Source organism: Pseudomonas sp. UBT, assembly GCF_050915955.1.
In the GTDB taxonomy this organism is placed as follows: Bacteria; Pseudomonadota; Gammaproteobacteria; order Pseudomonadales; family Pseudomonadaceae; genus Aquipseudomonas; species Aquipseudomonas antarctica_A.
The window spans coordinates 127,782-146,366 of sequence record NZ_CP168079.1; the positions used below are offsets into that span (position 1 = coordinate 127,782).

17 protein-coding genes and 1 tRNA gene are annotated in these 18,585 nt (G+C 58.6%); 10 read left to right on the forward strand and 8 right to left on the reverse strand.

Annotated elements, in window-relative coordinates; translation table 11 throughout:
- Positions 1–74: 74 nt before the first annotated feature.
- From ACDZ94_RS00555 to ACDZ94_RS00580, 6 genes are all read left to right on the forward strand, one after another.
- Entirely contained in the window at positions 75–959 is an 885-nt protein-coding gene (locus tag ACDZ94_RS00555) for a LysR family transcriptional regulator (protein WP_432750927.1), read from the forward strand.
- Positions 960–1,013: 54 nt separating this feature from the next.
- Positions 1,014–1,592 carry a DUF4337 domain-containing protein gene (locus ACDZ94_RS00560; protein WP_064453656.1) on the forward strand — a complete coding sequence of 193 codons (579 nt, stop codon included), beginning with the start codon at positions 1,014–1,016 and terminating at the stop codon, positions 1,590–1,592.
- A 206-nt stretch (positions 1,593–1,798) separates the two neighbouring features.
- Positions 1,799–2,458 (forward strand): M24 family metallopeptidase, encoded by a 660-nt coding sequence (locus ACDZ94_RS00565; protein ID WP_432750928.1) that lies wholly within the window; start codon positions 1,799–1,801, stop codon positions 2,456–2,458.
- A gap of 17 nt (positions 2,459–2,475) precedes the next feature.
- Complete coding sequence (locus tag ACDZ94_RS00570; RefSeq protein ID WP_432750929.1) at positions 2,476–2,829, forward strand: gamma-glutamylcyclotransferase family protein; 354 nt, start codon at positions 2,476–2,478, stop codon at positions 2,827–2,829.
- A 103-nt stretch (positions 2,830–2,932) separates the two neighbouring features.
- A complete protein-coding gene (locus ACDZ94_RS00575) occupies positions 2,933–3,268 on the forward strand; it encodes a hypothetical protein (protein WP_010563783.1) in 336 nt (111 codons plus the stop codon).
- 77 nt (positions 3,269–3,345) lie between these two features.
- A complete protein-coding gene (locus ACDZ94_RS00580) occupies positions 3,346–4,386 on the forward strand; it encodes a DMT family transporter (protein WP_262665998.1) in 1,041 nt (346 codons plus the stop codon).
- Between the two features lie 31 nt (positions 4,387–4,417).
- Here ACDZ94_RS00580 and ACDZ94_RS00585 read toward each other — a convergent pair whose 3' ends face one another.
- From ACDZ94_RS00585 to ACDZ94_RS00595, 3 genes are all read right to left on the reverse strand, one after another.
- Positions 4,418–5,977: a sensor domain-containing diguanylate cyclase gene (locus tag ACDZ94_RS00585; protein ID WP_432750930.1), complete on the reverse strand. Its 1,560-nt coding sequence runs from the start codon at positions 5,975–5,977 to the stop codon at positions 4,418–4,420.
- 565 nt (positions 5,978–6,542) lie between these two features.
- On the reverse strand, positions 6,543–7,430 hold the full coding sequence (locus ACDZ94_RS00590; protein WP_432750931.1) for a hypothetical protein: 888 nt from the start codon (positions 7,428–7,430) through the stop codon (positions 6,543–6,545).
- Between the two features lie 394 nt (positions 7,431–7,824).
- Positions 7,825–7,914 (reverse strand) — tRNA-Ser (locus tag ACDZ94_RS00595).
- A gap of 335 nt (positions 7,915–8,249) precedes the next feature.
- On the opposite strand from ACDZ94_RS00595, the gene ACDZ94_RS00600 reads away from it, so the two are divergent.
- The 3 genes from ACDZ94_RS00600 (at position 8,250) to ACDZ94_RS00610 (ending at position 10,916) form a co-directional block, all read left to right on the forward strand.
- Positions 8,250–8,942 carry a crotonase/enoyl-CoA hydratase family protein gene (locus ACDZ94_RS00600; protein WP_064453715.1) on the forward strand — a complete coding sequence of 231 codons (693 nt, stop codon included), beginning with the start codon at positions 8,250–8,252 and terminating at the stop codon, positions 8,940–8,942.
- Positions 8,943–9,155: 213 nt separating this feature from the next.
- Complete coding sequence (locus ACDZ94_RS00605) at positions 9,156–9,902, forward strand: lysophospholipid acyltransferase family protein (RefSeq protein ID WP_407017245.1); 747 nt, start codon at positions 9,156–9,158, stop codon at positions 9,900–9,902.
- Between the two features lie 42 nt (positions 9,903–9,944).
- Entirely contained in the window at positions 9,945–10,916 is a 972-nt protein-coding gene (locus ACDZ94_RS00610; protein WP_407017246.1) for a magnesium and cobalt transport protein CorA, read from the forward strand.
- On the opposite strand, the gene ACDZ94_RS00615 is transcribed toward ACDZ94_RS00610, so the two are convergent.
- The 3 genes from ACDZ94_RS00615 to ACDZ94_RS00625 all read right to left on the reverse strand — a co-directional run bounded on the left by ACDZ94_RS00615 (position 10,913) and on the right by ACDZ94_RS00625 (position 15,238).
- Positions 10,913–11,638, reverse strand: a complete 726-nt coding sequence (locus ACDZ94_RS00615) for an amidotransferase (RefSeq protein WP_432750932.1) — start codon at positions 11,636–11,638, stop codon at positions 10,913–10,915. The genes ACDZ94_RS00610 and ACDZ94_RS00615 overlap by 4 nt on opposite strands.
- A gap of 230 nt (positions 11,639–11,868) precedes the next feature.
- Positions 11,869–14,016, reverse strand: a complete 2,148-nt coding sequence (locus ACDZ94_RS00620) for a 3-hydroxyacyl-CoA dehydrogenase NAD-binding domain-containing protein (RefSeq protein WP_432750933.1) — start codon at positions 14,014–14,016, stop codon at positions 11,869–11,871.
- A gap of 16 nt (positions 14,017–14,032) precedes the next feature.
- Positions 14,033–15,238 (reverse strand): acetyl-CoA C-acetyltransferase, encoded by a 1,206-nt coding sequence (locus ACDZ94_RS00625; protein WP_432750934.1) that lies wholly within the window; start codon positions 15,236–15,238, stop codon positions 14,033–14,035.
- Between the two features lie 649 nt (positions 15,239–15,887).
- Here ACDZ94_RS00625 and ACDZ94_RS00630 point away from each other — a divergent pair.
- Positions 15,888–16,694 (forward strand): c-type cytochrome, encoded by an 807-nt coding sequence (locus ACDZ94_RS00630; protein ID WP_432751475.1) that lies wholly within the window; start codon positions 15,888–15,890, stop codon positions 16,692–16,694.
- Positions 16,695–16,830: 136 nt separating this feature from the next.
- Here ACDZ94_RS00630 and ACDZ94_RS00635 read toward each other — a convergent pair whose 3' ends face one another.
- Together ACDZ94_RS00635 and ACDZ94_RS00640 are read right to left on the reverse strand one after the other, a co-directional pair.
- A complete protein-coding gene (locus ACDZ94_RS00635) occupies positions 16,831–17,634 on the reverse strand; it encodes a transglutaminase family protein (RefSeq protein WP_128588314.1) in 804 nt (267 codons plus the stop codon).
- Complete coding sequence (locus ACDZ94_RS00640) at positions 17,631–18,581, reverse strand: alpha-E domain-containing protein (protein WP_064453722.1); 951 nt, start codon at positions 18,579–18,581, stop codon at positions 17,631–17,633. The genes ACDZ94_RS00635 and ACDZ94_RS00640 overlap by 4 nt, the downstream gene beginning before the upstream one ends.
- Positions 18,582–18,585: the final 4 nt, after the last annotated feature.

An 18,585-nucleotide genomic window follows, 5' to 3' on the forward strand; every position in this document is an offset into this window, starting at 1 on the left:
TGGTGAGGCCATTGTGTGGCGGGGTCAGCTATAGATAAATTGCCGAAGAGCATCGAGCCGCTATACATTTATGCATGCCTGCGAATATTGGTTGGGAGCTTTACCGGTCGTTCCTCGGCGTACTGAAGGAAGGATCGTTGTCGGGGGCCGCGCGGCTGCTTGGCATCACACAGCCGACGGTCGGCCGGCACATCGCTGCACTGGAATTGGCGCTGGGGGTGGTGCTGTTTACTCGCTCGCCCACCGGGCTGTTGCCGACGGCGGTGGCCCACACCTTGCGCGCCCACGCCGAAACCATGGAGCGCACGGCCGCCGCCCTGGAGCGCGCAGCGTCAGCCCAAGGCGACGAGGTACGTGGCGTGGTGCGGATTTCCGCCAGTGAAGTGGTCGGCGTGGAAGTGTTACCGCCGATCATCACGCAGTTGCGCCGCCAGCACCCGCACCTGCGGGTTGAACTGATCCTGAGCAACCGCCTGATCGACCTGCTGCAACTGGAGGCCGACATCGCCGTACGCATGGTGCGACCGAGCCAGGAGCAATTGCTGGCAAGGCGCGTCGGCCTGATCGAAGTCGGCCTGCACGCCCGCGACGATTATCTGCAACAGCACGGCAGCCCTCTGCTGATGCAAGACCTGGTCGGCCACTCGGTGATTGGCTTCGATCAGGAAAGCGCGTTTATCCGCAGCCTGGCCATCAACGGCTTTGAACGCAGCACCTTCGCCATCAGCAGCGACAGCGACCTGGCACAACTGGCGCTGATTCGCGCCGGTGCCGGTATCGGCGGCTGCCAGGTGCAACTGGCCAAGCAAGACCCGCGCCTGCACCGGGTCCTGCCCGACGCGTTTGCGTTCAAGATGGACACGTGGGTCACCATGCACGAAGACCTGCGCAACAGCCCGCGCTGCCGGGTGACATTTGATGCGCTGGTGCAGGGTTTACAGCGTTACGTACAGGATTGAGACAGCTGAACTGGTAAAGAATCAGACTCCCTCATTCCGTTCGTAGACGCCCCCATGTCCGAAGCCTTCGAAGTCCCCAGCCCCCACGAAAAACACGTCGAACACACCACCGAACACGCCCATGGCCGTGGAGACAATTTCGCCAGCCGCATCGCTGTGATGACCGCCCTGATGGCCACCCTCGGCGCCATGCTCAGCTACCAGGCAGGCTCGACCGAAAGCGAAGCGGCAATGGACAAAAACAACGCCGCCATCATCAAGACCGAAGCCGCCAACCAGTGGAACTACTACCAGGCCAAATCCAGCCGACAAAACCTGGCGGAACTGGCCACCCATATTCCCGGTGTGGATGCTGCGCATTACAAGGATGAGATCGAACGCTACAAGGGCCAGAAGGAAGAAGTGCGCAAGCAGGCCGAGAAGCTTGAGGCGACTTCGCGGGACTGGGATCAGAAGTCCGAAGAGGCGCTGCACCAGCATCACCGATGGGCTCAGGCGATGACGGCGATTCAGATCGCGATTTCGCTGGCGGCGATCACGTTGCTGACGCGTAAGGAGTGGTTGAAGCGGATGTCATACACCGCTGGCGGCGTGGCCGTGATATTGGGCAGCCTGGCGTGGCTGCATCTCTGACTGACCGAACGCGGTCAAAAAGTGGGAGCTGGCTTGCCTGCGATGGCGGTGGGTCAGGCCGCATCACTGTTTGCTGAACCCGCGCTATCGCAGGCAAGCCAGCGCCCACAGGTGCTCTTCGGGGTTTTCAGAGTTGGGCTCTGCATCGTATCGCTATATAGTAAAACGTATAGCGCCCAGTACAGCTTGAACGCGAGGGAAAACCGGTGACTGCACAACCCAAAGAAGCCGTGGGCGCCGCCTACAGTATCGACTCCATGCGTTATGCCCAGGCCATGACGTGGCAAGCCATCGACCACCTTGCCCAACGTATTCGCCCCGGCATGCTCGAATCCGAAGCGCGCGAGCTGGGCAAGCAGGTGCTCACCGAGCTCGACATGCAACGCATCTGGCACCCGCTGCTGGTGCGTTTCGGTGCCAACACCCTCAAGACGTTCAAGCAACGCTCCGACGGCGACCCGGTACTGGCTGAAAACGATATCTTCTTCATCGACATGGGCGCGGTGTGGCAAGGCCACGAAGGCGACGCCGGTGCGACCTTCACCACCGGCAGCGACCCACAGATGATCGCCTGCGCCAGCGCCGCCAAAGAACTCTTCGACCGCGTACAATCACGCTGGAAAAACCACCAGGTCGTGGGCCTTGAGCTCTACCGCTACGCCGAGGAGCAGGCCCAGGCCATGGGTTGGCAACTGAACCTCGACATCAAGGGGCACCGCGTCAGCGACTTCCCCCACGCGATCCACCGTGGCGGCGACCTGGGGGATTTCGAGCACTACCCGAATGCCGGACTGTGGATCCTGGAAATCCAGATCGCCCACCCGAGCAAGCCGTACGGCGCCTTCTACGAAGATTTACTCGCCTGACCCACCAAGGAATCAAAATGGAACACTCCACCCAATTTCCTGTGCTGCTGTTTTCCTACGGCACCTTGCAAGACAAGGTCGTGCAACTGGCCAACTTCGGCCGGGAATTAGTCGGCCAGCAGGACGCGATGCTGGGCTATTCACAAAGCTGGGTAGAAATCACCGACCCCGAAGTGCTGGCCACCAGCGGCAAGACCCACCACCCAATTGTCGCACCGACCACAGAAAAGGCTGCCAGCGTTGAAGGCATGGTCTTTCAGATCAACGAACAGGAACTGGCGGCGGCGGATGCGTATGAAGTGTCCGACTATAAGCGGGTCTCGGTCGCGCTGGCTTCCGGGCTGACAGCTTGGGTGTACGTGCAGGCGTGAAGATGAAAATGTGGGCTGATTGATTTCAATCCGCCCTGGCCGCGTTTAAAGTGTCGCCCCCCTCGTGAATTGAATCGCGAGGGTTAGTCCATGGAGTTACACAGTGAAGTACGTCAGTAAAGTGGTTGCAGCAGCAGTTCTCGGTTTCGCACTGGCAGGCTGCACCGGCACCGCCATCAAATCCCCGCAGTACGACAGCAGCCAGTACACCGTTCTGGGCCACAGTGAAGCCAGCGCCACCGGCATCATGTTGTTCGGGGTTATTCCTATCGGCCAGAACAGCCGTTTTGTGCGCGCTCAGGATGCAGCCATCAAAGCCAAAGGCGGCGACGCGCTGATCAACACCCAAGTGCAGGAAAACTGGTTCTGGGCATGGGTATTGAGCGGTTACACCACCAAGATCTCGGGTGATGTGATCAAGCTGAAAACCGCGCAATAAGTGTGACCGTGTCAAAATCGCCAGGGCATTAACCCCTACGCGCGACGTATCATGGGCCTGACCTTCGAGGATGGCCCATGAACCTCAGTATCCTGTACGCACTTGCCGCTGCCGCCCTCTTCGGCGCCAGCACGCCGCTCGCCAAAAGCCTCGGCCTGGGCCTCTCGCCTGTGCTGCTCGCGGGCCTGCTCTACCTCGGCAGCGGAATCGGCCTGGCCGGCGTGCGCCTTATCCGTGATCGCGGTTGGAAACCCAGCGGGCTGACCCGTTCCGAATGGCCGTGGCTGATCGGCGCCATCGCATTCGGCGGTATCCTCGGGCCGGTCGCGTTGATGTTCGGCCTGACTCGCACAGCAGGCGCGACCGCTTCCCTGATGCTCAACCTTGAGTCGGTGCTGACCGCCGTTATCGCCTGGCTGGTGTTCAGAGAGAACGCCGACCGGCGCATCGTCCTGGGCATGCTCGCAATCGTGCTGGGCGGCGTGGTGTTGTCAGGGTCCGGCGGTGGCGGCACGAGCCACGATTGGACCGGGCCGCTTGCCGTGGCGGTGGCCTGTTTGTGCTGGGGGATTGATAACAACCTGACGCGCAAGGTGTCTGCGTCGGACGCGGTGTTTATTGCGGGCGCCAAGGGTTTAATTGCCGGGGTGGTGAATTGCAGTTTGGCGCTGTATCTCGGGGCGCAGATTCCGGGTGTTGCGCAGCTGGCGCCTATCTTGTTGGTTGGCTTTCTGGGGTATGGCATCAGCCTGGTCATGTTTGTGCTGGCATTGCGCGGTCTAGGCAGTGCGCGCACCGGCGCCTACTTTTCCACCGCGCCGTTCCTCGGTGCCGCGGTTGCGTTGCTGGTGATGGGCGAGTCGGTGACCATGGCGTTCTGGATTGCGTCGGCGCTGATGGCCGTGGGTGTGTGGCTGCACCTGACGGAGCGGCATGCGCATGAGCATCTGCACGAGGCGACGGAGCACGGACATCGGCACGTGCATGACGAGCATCATCAACATGAGCATGGGTTTGAATGGGACCCGGCGCAGCCGCATAGTCATGTACATGTTCATAGCCCGATGAGGCATAGCCATGCGCATTTTCCGGATGTGCATCATCGGCACAGGCATTGAGGGCGGGCGCTCATGCTGACAGCCTAGGCCGTCAAGGCTGCTCAGCCACCACGCAATTACGCCCGTTTTGCTTGGCCTGGTACAACAGCTGGTCAGCCCTCTCAAGCACAACCGCTATCGAATCGGCGCCGGGGTGCCATAGCGCGACGCCCAGCGAAACCGTCACGTGCCCGACAGTTTCAATGTCCGCTGCGTCAATTGAGGCACGCAGTCGCTCGGCGACATCCATTGCAGCCTGAAGCGAACTATTGGGCAATAACAATACGAACTCCTCTCCACCGACCCTGCAGGGCAAGTCATTGGACCGCGAGTTCTGTTGCATGAGCTGCGCGATAGCCCTCAGTGTTTCATCACCTGCACCGTGGCCGAAGGTGTCGTTCACACGTTTGAAGTGGTCGATGTCCATGGAAACAACGGCAAACGCTTTTTCGGCCTCCTGCCAGCGCGCCAGGATGTCCTGCATCGCTCGACGATTGGCCAGTCCTGTCAGCGCATCGGTTTGCGCTTGCTGATTGAGCTTGCCGATTTTCTCTTGCAGCAGGGTGGCACCCAGCAACAGTGCTCTGCGAATCTGCCAGCTTTCGAAATAACGCGCCGGGACTGCCCTGATGCGTTCGTAGCTGTCGGGTGTATCCAGTCGTTTGGCGCACTCGGCAAGCCTGGACAGCGGCGCCGAGATCCTTGTCCCCAACCACCAGATCAAGATGATTCCGAACAGAGCCAGTGGCGCTATACCCTGCATGACCTTGGCCATGGTATGGCGCAGAACGGCGTGGATATTTTCCAGTGGCTGTTGCGAAATCACCCCCCAACCGCTACTGGGCACCCTGGCGAAGCCCGCGAGCATTTCCACGTCATTGGCATCCGTCGCCTGCAAAGTACCGGCGTCCTGACTGAGCGCAGCATCAGCGATCAAGCCCTTACCCGTGACGCTGCCGATCTGCTCGGGGTCTGTGTGATAGAGCACCCGGCGGGCGCTGTCGATGAGATAGACATGCGCCCCATCCTTGCGCACATTGGTATCCATCAGCGCCTGCAGTGTATTTCTCTGCTCAAGCCGGACACTGCCGCCTATCAGGCCCAGGTATTCGCCTTTCGCGTCAAATACGGGCTGGGTAATGAACACCACCAGATTGCCGGAGAGGGACCTGAACGCATTGCTGATTCTTGGCACACGAAGGCTGAGCGGCTCCTTGTGTTGCAGCGTGCGCCCATCGAGATGGAGGCTTTCCGGGGCTGAGGCAATGATTGATCCGCCCGCGTCGGCGATCAGCACAGAGTTGAAGCTGGCGTCCTGGCCAAACAGTCGATCGGCCTCCTCTGCCAAATAGCGCTTATCGTCAAACGCCTTACCAATGACCCCGGAGCCATACTTTAACTTGTCCAGGTCAGAGTTAAGCACCTGCTCCACACTCAGCGCGATCCGAGAAGCGTAGGCCTTGTTCACCTCCAGGGCATTCTCAATTAACTCCTGCTTCTGAATCTTGAACGTCACCCAGAAACTATTGACCAGGGTTGCAAAGGCAGAGAGCAGTACAAAGATAAGAATCAGCGTGCGAAGGTTGAGCTTAGGCTTCGGTCGAGTGGTCATTATTAAAAAATCCGGGTGTGCGGGAGAATGACAAACGATTTCACCCTTGGTATCGCATCCTGGCCGAAAGCAGCCGCTGCTGCTGGCGAGGACGCCCGCCACCCAATTCTGAACCCACTGGGCCGTTGTGTCTGAAATTAGAGGTTATAAAACACCGTAAGTCGCAAATTGGACCTAAATGGCCCTTTTTCAGAGGCCAAAAACCACAAAGTGAGTATTTCAAATGGCGCACAAAATTTAACCCGTGAAGGGGGAGTGCTATACCAGTCCTATGGGATTTGGTTTTCATGCTCACAAAAAAAGCCTCCCTCGTGCCTGGCTTAGGTGTGGGGGGCTTTTTTACATAAGCGGCGTAATTCGCATCCTGCGTTCAGTCAATCTGTACTCAACGGCCGTAATTGGCCCATTGAGGTCATACTGGAAAACAAAGCTGAACCTCCGGAGATCACGCCTTAGCGGTCAATCTTCCTTTACGTCGACAAGGATTCATCAACGGCCGCGCGAGTTCATAGTTACGTACTCCGTTCAATAAAGTATCGAAGGCTACCTACGCTGTGTTTGTCTTCTACGATGGATTTATGATAGTGCCGTCCTCGGTACGCGCTACCCACGCACCGTTCTCAACGGTAAAACTGAGAGTCTCCATGGAATTTAAAGTCCACTGCCTCGGGCGACCCAGCCATTTTATATGTTCATCTTCAAAGTTGCTGCTGAAATTGATCTCTCGCACGGTTAGTGACTCAGCTTGCCGCTCCATAACTTCCATTTCACGGACATCGGAAAGCCGCAGACATGACTGTGCTACTAACGTTTGAATTGCAATGTTATCGGAGCGCGAGGTATGTGCAACAGATGGGTATACAACAGCTCCAAGGGGCCGCCCTTTAAGCTGTTCAGGAGGGCCCAAGACGTTACCAGTGGATAATTTCTCGGTAATGGCGGAAGTCAGTTTATACTGTGCTGAAAATGTCTCATGAACAGGTTGAGCGAATCGCGTCTCAAAAAACGTTTCAATTTTTGAGAAAGCGACGTCATCTTCCATTCCCTCGCCTGCACCCGGTGGAATTCGGAAGTAAAAAAACTCTCGATCAACAATCCAGCTTGATAGATAAACTATGTTTCCAACATCCGCATTTAGTTCGGAAAATACTGCAGCGATATCGACACTTGCATAGAACATAGGTTTACCGGGACCATTGCAACGTTGAAAACTGGTCACAAGTTCGGCGGGTGGACTACCTAAATAGCTCACTTCACAGAGCCGTTCGGAGCAAATTCTCCCCCGATAAAGCGTGGTCCCTACAGGCAAAGATTGCACTATCAAAGGAATGCCCTTGATTAAGATTCCCACTTGAGTCAGGAGATGGTTGTAATCAATAGCAGTCAGATCGGCACGGTTCAGTGCAGAGACTATTTCACGTATTTTGGTTGTGCTCGTGCGTTCAATAGTCATAGATCAGCATCATTGAAAAGGCGAAGTGGTAATCTTATTCGGGTTGGCTATATCTGTGTCAAGATTCCTGGTCAGACTGTAATTCACTCGTAACCCCCCCTGCAACGAACGTTCACGAACCGTCATTCCACTACCTGCACGGTCGTCCGATTTGGCAAAAGCGGTCGCCTAAAAATATTGGCGATCGTCTGTTCATGGCCGAAGGTAGCCACTCTCTGGGCGCGCTGTTAGCAGCCAGATGAAATGCCCCCGAACACTCAGTCGCTGGCTTTACTTTATGCACCAAAATAGCGCGCCAGTCCCATGGTGGTCCCATGAGGCTATTTTTTGAACGCCAAAAACCACAAACCCCCGACTTTCTCTAGGAAAATCGGGGGTTTGTGTTTGTAGAATGTGGCGGTGAAGGAGAGATTCGAACTCTCGATACAATTTCTTGTATACACACTTTCCAGGCGTGCTCCTTAAGCCACTCGGACACTTCACCGTATCTCGTCAAACCAGTTCAGTCTGTCGAGGCGCGCTAATGTAGTCGAAAGCCTTTCTGATGGCAAAGGTTTTTTTCAGAATTTTCATGCGGTTAGGCGGTTATGCCGTTACCCGCCCGGCGAGGGCGGTGATTCTGCCATTCTCGGGCACCGCTGGCACGCACTTGGGGCGGCTGCTGCGCCCTGCCCTGGGCCGTCTAACCTAAGGAATGCTGGAAAAGTCTGACTGAGTAGTCAGTCACGGCGCTTTACCGGGGCGGGCGTGGTGGGTAACGTCTGCGCATGCTCTTCTATAAACAGCCTATCTATAACAAGTCCTACAAGGAACCGCGTCATGAGTGAGTTGATTGCCTACCACCTCGAAGACGGTATCGCGACCCTGACCTTGAGCAACGGCAAGGTGAATGCCATTTCTCCGGCGGTGGTCAGTGAGTTTAATGCGGCGCTGGATCAGGCCGAGAAAGATCGGGCGGTGGTGATCATCACCGGGACGCCGGGGATTCTGTCGGGCGGTTATGATTTGAAGGTGATGACGGCCGGCCCTAAAGAGGCTATTGGCCTGGTGACGTCGGGCTCGACGTTGGCGCGTCGCCTGTTGTCGCACCCGTTTCCCGTCATCGTCGCATGCCCCGGACATGCGGTGGCCAAAGGTGCGTTCCTGCTGTTGTCGGCAGATTATCGGATTGGTGTGGAAGGCCCGTTCAGCATTGGCCTGAATGAAGTGGCGATCGGCATGACCATGCACCACGCCGGTATCGAGTTGGCGCGGGATCGTCTGCGCAAGTCGGCGTTTCATCGTTCGGTAATCAATGCGGAAATGTTTGACCCGCAGGGCGCACTGCAAGCGGGCTTCCTGGATAAGGTGGTCGCACCGGAAGAGTTGCACGCGGCGGCCCTGGAAGCAGCCCGCCAGTTGAAGAAGATCAACATGAACGCCCACAAGCACACCAAGCTGAAGGTGCGTAAGGCACTGCTGGAAGCGTTGGATGATGCAATCATCCAGGATCAGGGCCATATCCTTAGCTAACACCCCGCAGCGGCAACGCCAGAGCCCGACCTAGAGTCGGGCTTTTTCTTACCGATAAATCCGAAACCTCTTTAGCCGCTCTAGTCAGGCCTTGTCGGCACACGTTGAAACATGTACTTAAACATCGCCTATCTCCTACGTCTGTAGGGGCAATTGCCGAATACAGTGCACATCCGTACACTGCGCCACCTTTTGTCCCGATGGGCCGCGTCGATGCTCTTTCTGTTACGTATGTTGTTGATGAGCCTGCACTTTATGGTTGCCGGTGTGTTGGGCGTGCTGTTGGGCATTTGTCGGCCGTTTAATCCCGACAACAGCCGCTTGTGCGCGCGCCTCTATGCGCTGCCCGCCATGTGGATATTGCGTTTAAACGTGAAGACGGATGTTGACTCGCTGCGCAACAAGCCCGGCACGTGCGTGGTCATCGCCAACCACCAGTCCAACTATGACTTGTTTGTGTTGGGTACTGTGGTGCCTTACCGCACGGTGTGTATTGCCAAGAAAAGCCTGAAATGGGTGCCGCTGTTCGGCCAGTTGTTCTGGCTGGCAGGCAATGTGCTGATCGACCGCGGCAATGCGCACAAGGCGCGTCGCGCGATGCTCACGACCACGCATACCTTGCAGCATCAGGACACGTCGATCTGGGTATTTCCGGAAGGCACGCGCAACCTCGGCAAAGGCCTGCTGCCGTTCAAGAAAGGCGCGTTCCATATGGCGATTGCGGCAGGTGTGCCGATCGTGCAGGTGTGTGTCAGCAATTACATCACCCATATGCAACTTAATCAGTGGAACAGTGGTGATGTCCTCATACGCTCGTTGCCACCGATTCCTACCGCAGGCCTGACTTCGGATGACATCCCTCAGTTGATGCAAACCTGTCAGACGCAGATGGATGAATGTATTGCCGCGATGGACAGTGAGCTGCAAAGTGCCGTAACAATCGAACTCGCTTCCAGCTAAGCTGCCCAACACCTGTCCTCCTAATAAGAAGCGATCAGCACCATGGGTAGAGTTGTTGCGGCCGCCGTTTACAGCGGCGGAAAGAAAGTCACCGATATTACCCTCGATGAGGGCGCGGCCTGGGCCGCCAAACCCGACCATTTTGTGTGGATTGGCCTGGAAGAGCCCAACGCCCAGGAACTGGCCAACCTGCAACGCCAGTTCAACCTGCATGAACTGGCCATTGAGGACGCCCTGGAAAAGCACAGCCGACCGAAGCTGGAAACCTTCGGCGATGCGCTGTTTATCGTGACCTACTCACCGGTACGCGAGAACGGCAAACTGGTGTTTATCGAAACTCATATTTTTGCCGGCAACGGCTACATCATTACCGCACGCAACGGGCACTCAGCGTCGTACGGCTATGTGCGCCAGCGCTGTGAGGCGCGGCCGCTGTTGCTGGAGCATGGGGAAGATTTCGTACTCTATGCGCTGCTGGATTTCGTCACCGAGAATTACCAGCCGGTGAGCGAGGCGATCCATGCCGAGATCGATGAGCTGGAACGCAACGTGTTGTGCAACTCCCTCAATGAAACCCATATCCAGAACCTCCACGGGCTGCGCCGTGACGTGCTGCGGCTCAAGCGTTATGTGGCGCCGATGGTCGAAATCAGCCAGGAACTGCAGAAGCTGAGCTTCCCGTTTATCGACAAGAACATGCGCCCCTATTTCCGTGACGTGCAGATCCACGTGACGCGGCAGATGGAAGACCTGACCACCCTGCGCGATATCGCCAGCCAGACCATTGAGATCGGTGTGTTGCTGGAGGCCTCACGCCAAAGCGTGGTGCAACGCAAGTTCGCCGCGTGGGCGGCGATTCTGGCATTCCCCACCGCGGTGGCGGGGATTTACGGGATGAACTTCCAGAACATGCCCGAGCTGCAATGGCACTACGGCTATTTTGCGGTGCTCGGGTTTATTGCGGCGGGCTGCACCGGTTTGTGGGCGAGCTTCAAGCGTTCGGGCTGGCTTTAAACCGCAGACTCTGGCTTGTGCGCGACAAAACGCATCATCCACTCCGCCACGGTGGCACCGTGGTGGTCGCGTTCCAGGCTTGCCACGCCGTGGGTGTAGACCTTTTCCCCAAGAGTTGTCTGAAGAATCTCCAGCAACTCGCGGGAATAATCGTGGATGAATTCCGGGTGGCCCTGGAAGCACAGCACCTGGTCTTCGATGTGATACGCCGCATAGGGGCAAAAATCGCTGGAAGCTATCACCGTGGCGTTTTCCGGCAGGCTGGTCACTTGATCCTGATGACTGATCAGCAACGTCAGTTCTTCCACCACCGGGCTCATCCAGGGCGCCTTGGCATTCAGCGTGTAGTCGTGGATGCCCATGCCCCAGCCTTTGCTGGCGCGTTCAGTCTTGCCGCCCAACAGCAGCGCCAATAACTGGTGACCGAAACAGACGCCCAGCAATTTATCGCCGCGCGCATAGCGTTCGAGCAGGTAGGTCTTGAGGGTCTGGATCCATGGGTCGGTGCCGAAGGAGTCGGCTTTGCTGCCGGTGATCAGGTAGGCGTCAAACACTTCATCATCTGACGGGTATTCGCCCTGGACGACGTTGTAGATTACAAATTCGGCGGCAATCGGTTGCTTGGAGAACAGGCGCTTGAACATCTGCCCGTACCCTTGGTAGTGATCGATCAAGCCTGGACGCAGGATATCGGTTTCCAGGATACAGACGCGTAGCGACATAAAAAATACCTGACACGGTGATGGGAATAATGCACACCCCAGAGCCTGCCTTGAAATACCCCTGCAAAGCAAGCCCCACCCTGTGCCTACCTGCAGGAGCGGCGGTGCGACGATTCAACTTACCCGCGATGGCGTCATATTCGCCAACATTTGCATTGGCTGACATACCGCTATCGCGGGCAAGCCCGCTCCCAAAAGGGTTCTCTATTACCCAAAATATTGCGTTTCGGTCAGGCGAATATTGCTCCCTGTGCAGCTTTTTCCAGTAGCAGGGCCGGCGGTGAGAACCGCTCCCCATACTGCTCGGCCAGGTAGCGTGCCCGAGCGATAAAGTCGTTGAGCCCGTACTGGTTGATAAATTGCAGCGCGCCGCCACTCCACGCGGCAAAGCCAATACCAAAGATCGAGCCCACGTTGGCGTCGGCCGTCGACATCAACACGCCCTCCTCCACACACCGCACGGTTTCAATCGCCTGGATAAACAGCAAACGATCGCGCACATCTTTTGGCGAAATCTGATTGCCGGGCTGTTCGAAGCGCGCTTTCAGCTCGGGCCACAGGTGTTTCTGCCCGCCTGCGGGATAGTCGTAAAAACCGCCCCCGGCCGCCTTGCCCACGCGTTTGTATTCATTCACCAACAGATCGATCACCCGCGTCGCCGGATGCGTCGGTACCGCCTTACCTTCCGCCTGCAGATCCTTCGCGGTTTGCTGTCGGATATGGCTCATCAGGCTGAGCGATACCTCATCGGACACCGCCAACGGCCCCACCGGCATCCCAGCCTTGCGCGCTTCGGTCTCGATCATTGGCGCGGCCACGCCTTCGCCTAACATCGCAATGCCTTCGTTGGTAAAGGTGCCGAACACCCGCGAGGTGAAGAAGCCGCGACTGTCGTTGACCACAATCGGGGTTTTCTTGATTTGCAGTACGAAGTCGAAACCTCGTGCCAGGGTTTCGTCGCTGGTCAGGGCGCCCTTGATGATTTCCACCAGCGGCATTTTGTCGACAGGGCTGAAGAAATGCAGGCCGATAAACTTGCCTTGATCAGGCACCGCTTTGGCCAGGCCGCTGATGGGCAGCGTCGAGGTGTTGGAGGCAATCACCGCACCGGCGCCAACCACGTTTTGTGCAGCCGCCGACACCCTGGCTTTGAGTTCACGGTCTTCGAAGACGGCTTCGATGATCAGGTCGCAGCCAGCCAGGTCGGCGTCATCCTGAGTAGGATGAATCCGCGCCAGGGTGCTTTCCCGCTGTTCGGCTGTCAGTTGCCCACGGCTGACCTGCTTGTCCAGCAGCGCGGCCGAATGGGCCTTGCCCTTCTCGGCCGCCGCCAGGTTGACGTCCTTGAGCACCACCTCGATGCCCGCACAGGCACTGACATACGCGATGCCCGCCCCCATCATCCCCGCGCCAAGCACGCCAACTTTACGCGTGACGTAAGGCGCGAAGCCTTGGGGCCGTGAACGGCCGGCGTTGATTTCGTTGAGCTGGAACCAGAAGGTACCGATCATGTTTTTCGCCACCTGCCCGGTGACCAACTCGGTAAAGTAGCGCGTTTCAATCAGGTGCGCCGTGTCGAAATCCACCTGGGCGCCTTCCACGGCGGCACACAGGATCTTCTCCGGTGCCGGGAAGCAGCCTTGGGTTTTACTGCGCAATATCGACGGCGCAATTGCCAGCATCTGCGCCACTTTGGGGTTCGACGGCGTGCCGCCGGGGAGCTGATAGCCTTTGTTGTCCCACGGCTGTCTGGCCTCAGGATTGGCAAGAATCCAGGCGCGGGACTTGGCCAGCAGTTCGTCGCGGTCCACCGCCAGCTCATTGATCAAGCCCGCCTGCAGCGCCTGCTGCGCACGGACTTTTTTACCTTCCAGCAAATACGGCAAGGCTTTTTCCAACCCCAGCATGCGCACCATGCGGACCACCCCGCCGCCACCCGGCAACAGGCCCAGGGTGACTTCCGGCAAGCCGAGCTGCACCGACTTGTCGTCCAGCGCGACGCGGTAATGGCAGGCCAGGCAAATCTCCCAGCCGCCGCCCAGGGCAGCGCCATTAATCGCGGCAACCACCGGTTTGCCGAGTGTTTCCAAGCGGCGCAATTGCGCCTTTAACACCCACACACCGGCGTAGAAATCCTTGGCGTGCGCTGTGTCGACTTTGATCAATTCATTGAGATCACCCCCGGCAAAAAAGGTCTTCTTCGCCGAGGTAATGACCACACCGGCCAGCGTGTCCTTCTCCGCTTCCAGGCGCGCGACAGTGGCCGCCATCGCCTCGCGGTACACACTGTTCATGGTGTTGGCGCTCTGGCCAGGCATGTCGAGGGTCAGCACCACGATCTGGTCCTGGCCTTTTTCGTAACGAATGGCTTCGGTCATGACAAATTCCTTGGGCTCAGAGGCGTTCAATAATGGTGGCGATGCCCATGCCACCGCCGACACACAGGGTGGCCAGGCCGTAGCGCTGCTGGCGCACTTCCAGCTCGTCGAGCAACGTGCCGAGGATCGCGCAGCCCGTGGCGCCCAGTGGATGGCCCATGGCGATGGAGCCGCCATTGACGTTGACCCGCGCGGCGTCGATGCCCATGTCCTTGATGAACTTGAGCACCACCGAGGCAAACGCTTCGTTGACCTCGAACAGGTCGATGTCTTCCACGCGCAAACCAGCCTTGGCAAGGGCTTTGCGTGTAGCAGGTGCCGGGCCGGTGAGCATGATGGTGGGGTCGGTGCTGGTAACCGCCGTGGCGACAATCCGCGCCCGCGGTTGCAGGCCCAGTTCACGGCCTTTGGCCTCGGAGCCGATCAGCATCAGCGCCGCGCCATCGACGATGCCGGAGCTGTTGCCGGGCGTGTGCACGTGGTTGATGCGCTCCACATGGCTGTAGACCCGCAGCGCGGTGGCGTCGAAGCCCATCTGCCCCATCATCTCGAAGCTCGGCTTGAGCTTGCCCAGGCCTTCGAGGGTGGAGTCGCCACGGATAAACTCGTCATGGTCCAGCAGTACGATGCCGTTCTGGTCCTGCACCGCAATCAGCGATTTGTTGAAAGAACCGTGTGCGCGTGCCCTGGCCGCTTTCTGCTGGGACTGTAGGGCGAAAGCGTCGACGTCCTGGCGAGTGAAGCCTTCCAGGGTCGCGATCAAATCCGCGCCGATGCCTTGGGGCGTGAAGTGGCTGTGCATGTTGGTCTGTGGGTCGAGCACCCAGGCGCCGCCATCACTGCCCATCGGCACGCGGGACATAGATTCGACGCCACCGACCACCACCAGGTCTTCAAAGCCGGAACGCACTTTCATCGCGCCAAGGTTGACCGCTTCAAGGCCCGAAGCGCAGAAGCGGTTGATCTGTAAACCGGCGACACTCACGTCCCAGTCCGCCACCAGCGCGGCGGTCTTGGCGATGTCGGCACCCTGGTCGCCTACCGGGGTGACGCAGCCGAGGACGATGTCATCCACCTGGCGCGTGTCGAGGTCGCTGCGTTGTGCCAGCGCGGTGAGCAAGCCCGCCACCAGGTTTACCGGTTTGACGCTGTGCAAGGCGCCGTCGGCCTTACCTTTGCCCCGGGGCGTGCGTATCGCATCAAAGATCAAAGCTTGGGTCATGACGTCCTCGAACCGCTGTGCATGTGTGCCCCTTACCTTAGGCCCGATTGACACGGTTTCAATGACGGATGCGCTCATTGCTTTTGACACCCACGCTCGGACGAACGGTAGCCAGCTACGGAAAACGGTCGGTTAAACGTTTTAGCTGTCTAGCCTCGGGGCTGGCGCCAAGATGGCCTTAGGCCTCATGCCGCTTTTAGCGGATTTTCTGATTAGCTGATATGAAATGGATCTAAGCCGCAAAGAACGAGGGCTCTAAGGTTGAATCAGTAAGAAGTTGCTGCCGGGTTTTGCTGGAGCAGCTGTAAGAAAAGCGACACGTCACGTTGCGATACTGAAATTAACCGGCACGCATTTGACGTTCAGGAATAACAACAAAAGGCAGACAGCCATGTTCAAACACACCAAAGTACGTCAGGCGGGACTTATTCTTTTCGCCACCACCCTGATTCTGATCTTGCCCAATTTAACCAAGATTATTGGGTGACGACTCGATCCTCACATTGCGTGCACACAGTCCACCAGGACTGCAGTTTTTGGCAGCACCTGCCGGGGCATTGCGTATAGCGGTCCTGTTGCAGGGGCTGTCTTTTTGCGTGCTGATTTCCGGTATCGTGTGCGCAACCGTCACTTCGAACCGGGTTCCCTCTTGAAACCGATCCTTGCCTTCCTCGCCTTGCTGTTGGCCCTGCCCGCTGCGGCGGCGCAATTGACCATTGAGTTGGACCACGCCAGTAAAACCTGGCAGACCGAGGACTTGCTCAAGCACCCGGATGCGCAGACGGTGCAGATCGTTGATGACGTTTCCTACAAGCGCAATATGACGTATCGCGCAGTGCCGTTGGCAGATCTCCTGCCCGGTTTGAAACCTGAAAACCACCTTCAAGCCGTGGCCCTGGATGGATTTGCCGCCGAGCTAACCGCTGCGCCATTGTTGGAGAAACACGGCGCACGTGCCTGGCTGGCGGTTGAAGACCCGGCGCACCCGTGGCCCGCGCTGGCGGAAGGCAAACCCGGTGCCGGGCCGTTCTATCTGGTGTGGACCGACCCGCAAGCCGCCCATATCAGCCCGGAGCAGTGGCCGTTTCAACTCTCCGCCATCAAGCAACTGAAGACGGTGGCCGAGCGTTTTCCGGCCCTGTTGCCCGACCCGAAGTTGGCTGCAAATGACCCGATCAACCAGGGCTTCGCGTTGTTCCAGAAAAACTGCCTGGCCTGCCATCGCCTCAATGGCGCCGGCGATGCACAGATGGGGCCGGACCTGAACGTGCCCTACAGCCCCACCGAGTATTTCAGCGGGGATTTCCTCAAGCGTTATATCCGCGACCCGCAGAGCCTGCGGCATTGGCCACAAGCGAAGATGCCGGCGTTTACGGCCAGTGTGTTGCCGGATGGCGAGCTGGATTTGCTGGTGGGGTATTTGAAGCATATGGGGGGGCGTAAACAGCAGCCCTGAGCCTGGCAATTTTTCTGAAAACACCCGCGCCCACTGTGGGAGCTGGCTTGCCTGCGATAACGGACGTTCAGTTAACCCATTTGTCTGACCCAGCGCAATCGCAGGCCAGCCAGCTCCCACACCAGAGTTGTCTCGCCTATTGCTGCTGCACGGAAATCACCGGCGTCGGCGCCACACACACCTTGGCATGCATCTGCTCATGCCCACCGCCACGGCGCATGCCGCGTACCGGGCAGGCATCCAGGTAATCCAGGCCCACGGCCAGTTTCAAATGCCGTTCCGGCCGGGCCAGTTGGTTGGTCACGTCAAAGCTGTACCAGGCGTCATCCAGCCAGGCTTCCGCCCAGGCATGGCTGGCGAGGTGCGTGCTGTCCTCAGTGTACAAATACCCCGACACATACCGCGCCGGAATCCCCAGGCTGCGCGCGCAGGCCAGGAACGCATGGGTGTGATCCTGGCACACGCCTGCGCGGCCGGCGAAGGCCTGCGCGGCACAGGTGTCGACTTCAGTGGCGCCGGGCGTGTAGACCATTGACTGGTTGAGGGCGTGCATCAGGTCGATCAGCGCGCTGCGGTCACGACGGCGCTGGCAGTGTTGCTCGGCAAAGCCGCGCAGTGCCTGGTCGGGCTCGGTCAGGCGCGTGCTGCGCAGGAACGGAAAGGCCGACTGGCTCTCGTGTTCGGCCTCGCGTAATTCGTCGATATCCACTTGGCCACGGGCGCCAATGATGATGGCGTCGTGGGGTTCATCCAGGGTCAGCACGTGCAGGATGTTGCCGAACGGGTCAACCTGCGCCCGCACCGGGCGCGGCAGGTCGAGTTGCCAGCTGAGCACATGCTGGCGCTCGCTGTCGTGGGGCGTGAGGCGCAGGTACTGGATGCTGGCGCGCACCTGGTCTTCGTAACGGTAGGTGGTTTCGTGGCTGATGGAGAGTCTCATGCCGCCTCCAGGTAGGAACTGTAGATGGCGTCGCCCAACTGGCGGACCAAGGGAATAAAATCGGTCAGCCAGGCGTGCAGGCCTTCCTCGAGAATTTCATCGATGGCGGTAAAGCGCAGGCGCGCGTCCATCTCGGCGGCCAGGCGCTGGGCCGGGCGGCCATTGAGGCCGGGCAGGCTGGCAAGGATCTGGTCGATCTCTTCGCTGCAGGCCCGCAGGGAACGCGGGACGTCTGCGCGTAACAGCAGCAGCTCGGCCACTTGCCGGGCGCCGGGCGCGTCGCGGTAGATCTCGGTGTAGGCCTCGAATGACGACAAGGCGCGCAACAAGGCGCTCCATTGATAGTAGGCGTGGGCCGTGCCGTCGGTGACGGCGGCGGCTTGGTCACCGGCCATTTCGTAGCGAGCATCGAGCAGGCGCAGGGTGTTGTCGGCGCGCTCGATAAAGGTGCCCAGGCGAATAAAACGAAACGCATCGTTACGCATGATGGTGCCGTAGGTAGCGCCTCGGAACAGGTGCGAACGCTCCTTGACCCATTCACAAAACCGGCTCATGCCGTAGTGGCTCAGCCCTTGTTGGGCAATATCGCGAATATCCAGCCAGGTGGCGTTGATGTTTTCCCACATGTCGGCGGTAATTCGCCCACGCACTGCATGGGCGCTGGCCCGCGCAGCGCCGAGACAACTGTAGATGCTGGCCGGGTTGGCCGCGTCCAGTGCAAAGAAGTGCAACAGGCGTTCGGCGTGCAGTTCGCCGTGGCGTTCGTGGTAATCCTCCAGAGTGCCGGTGATCAACAACGGCATGGCCAACTCATGCAAGCCATCGCCGCGCCCGTCCTGGGGCATCAGCGACAACGAATAGCTGACATCGAGCATGCGCGCGAGGTTTTCGGCGCGCTCCAGGTAGCGCGACATCCAATACAAATCCGAGGCAGTTCTACTCAACATGGCA

What these genes read in the sequence shown, in the direction of transcription:
- ACDZ94_RS00625 (WP_432750934.1), bottom strand. Translation starts at nt 15,238, where the DNA reads ATGACCCAAGCTTTGATCTTTGATGCGATACGCACGCCCCGGGGCAAA.
- ACDZ94_RS00600 (WP_064453715.1), top strand. Translation starts at nt 8,250, where the DNA reads ATGAGTGAGTTGATTGCCTACCACCTCGAAGACGGTATCGCGACCCTG.
- ACDZ94_RS00570 (WP_432750929.1), top strand. Translation starts at nt 2,476, where the DNA reads ATGGAACACTCCACCCAATTTCCTGTGCTGCTGTTTTCCTACGGCACC.
- ACDZ94_RS00560 (WP_064453656.1), top strand. Translation starts at nt 1,014, where the DNA reads ATGTCCGAAGCCTTCGAAGTCCCCAGCCCCCACGAAAAACACGTCGAA.
- ACDZ94_RS00605 (WP_407017245.1), top strand. Translation starts at nt 9,156, where the DNA reads ATGCTCTTTCTGTTACGTATGTTGTTGATGAGCCTGCACTTTATGGTT.
- ACDZ94_RS00585 (WP_432750930.1), bottom strand. Translation starts at nt 5,977, where the DNA reads ATGACCACTCGACCGAAGCCTAAGCTCAACCTTCGCACGCTGATTCTT.
- ACDZ94_RS00590 (WP_432750931.1), bottom strand. Translation starts at nt 7,430, where the DNA reads ATGACTATTGAACGCACGAGCACAACCAAAATACGTGAAATAGTCTCT.
- ACDZ94_RS00555 (WP_432750927.1), top strand. Translation starts at nt 75, where the DNA reads ATGCCTGCGAATATTGGTTGGGAGCTTTACCGGTCGTTCCTCGGCGTA.
- ACDZ94_RS00615 (WP_432750932.1), bottom strand. Translation starts at nt 11,638, where the DNA reads ATGTCGCTACGCGTCTGTATCCTGGAAACCGATATCCTGCGTCCAGGC.
- ACDZ94_RS00620 (WP_432750933.1), bottom strand. Translation starts at nt 14,016, where the DNA reads ATGACCGAAGCCATTCGTTACGAAAAAGGCCAGGACCAGATCGTGGTG.
- ACDZ94_RS00635 (WP_128588314.1), bottom strand. Translation starts at nt 17,634, where the DNA reads ATGAGACTCTCCATCAGCCACGAAACCACCTACCGTTACGAAGACCAG.
- ACDZ94_RS00580 (WP_262665998.1), top strand. Translation starts at nt 3,346, where the DNA reads ATGAACCTCAGTATCCTGTACGCACTTGCCGCTGCCGCCCTCTTCGGC.
- ACDZ94_RS00640 (WP_064453722.1), bottom strand. Translation starts at nt 18,581, where the DNA reads ATGTTGAGTAGAACTGCCTCGGATTTGTATTGGATGTCGCGCTACCTG.
- ACDZ94_RS00610 (WP_407017246.1), top strand. Translation starts at nt 9,945, where the DNA reads ATGGGTAGAGTTGTTGCGGCCGCCGTTTACAGCGGCGGAAAGAAAGTC.